The sequence below is a fragment of the Moraxella sp. CTOTU46934 genome (assembly GCF_031979465.1).
Taxonomy (GTDB): Bacteria; Pseudomonadota; Gammaproteobacteria; order Pseudomonadales; family Moraxellaceae; genus Faucicola; species Faucicola tetraodonis.
The window spans coordinates 1-1,069 of record NZ_DALZEG010000024.1 but is presented as its reverse complement, the minus strand read 5'-3'; the positions used below and the strand labels follow the sequence as shown (position 1 = coordinate 1,069).

At 40.8% G+C, this 1,069-nt stretch carries 1 protein-coding gene; it reads right to left on the bottom strand.

Translation table 11 applies throughout. From position 1 onward, the window contains the following. A partial coding sequence (locus RTN07_RS10950) for an IS701 family transposase (protein WP_312177967.1) occupies nt 1–987 on the bottom strand: 987 nt, incomplete at its 3' end. Nucleotides 988–1,069 lie beyond the last annotated feature (82 nt).

Sequence of the window (1,069 nt, the reverse complement as noted above, 5' to 3'; positions counted from 1 at the left end):
ACGCAAAGCGAAATGATTTAACTTGGTTTTGATTTTCAAACACTCAAGCTTAAACACCGCATACGTGGCTAAAAACATATGATTAAACCGAGCCCTTTGGCTATGAGCAGGCGACTTACCCAAATTGGCATTTTGCTTTAACGACTTATGATACACTTCAACCTGCCATCGTTTTTGATAGCCGTTGATAAATTTATCCTTGTCGCATTGCAAATCTGAGCATACCAGATATAACACCCCTGTAGAACCGTCCTTGTTTGTAAAGACTCGGCATAATAACAAGACTTCATCATGATAGTCATTTAAAAAGCCGCGAACAGGGGTATTATCGGGTAGATTAGATTCATCAATACGTACAAAGTTACCTTTTTCTCTATCATCCGCGGTTAAAGCCACCAAGCGATTTGACTTTAACGCAAAGATGAAATGCTTGTTAGCTTTACGAATATGTTTGAATGTCGCTTTGGCTGAAAACCAAGAATCAGCTAATACATAGTCGAATTTGACTTGGTTTTTGATTGCCCTATCAAACATATCAAGCAGTCGCTGATTTTTGGTTTTATCACTTTTACGTTTAACCTTGCCTTTGTCATCGGTAAAGACATTGGGTTTGGTGATGATGTCAAAGCTTAAGGGTATGTCGATATCTTTGCGATGATACAGACAGTTAAGCAGGTTAATGCCTTTAACATTTTTGTTTTGGGTGTGGTCGTAGTGCCAGCAGTTGATGTCGTCGACGCTTGTGTGCGGTTTGGGCTGTATGGTGTCATCAAAGATGAGATAGCCGATGGCATTGGGTGTGGCATTTTCATGCTGTCTTAGCATGGGTTTAATCAGTTGCCATTGTTCTTTGGCGGTGAGTGTTTCACTGTTTAGAAAGCGGGTGATGCTGTCATGGTAGATGCTCCCTTGTAGTAGATTGGCAAGTCCTGTGGCGGTGGTTTGCCCAAAACTTGCGATGAGGTAGTCGCTGTAGAGTTCTATCATGTCTTTGTTCATTTGTTTACTCTCTCTGACTGCTTTTTTTGTTATGATAGCGCTTTTTTAAAGGGCTGCGTAACTTCAGTTA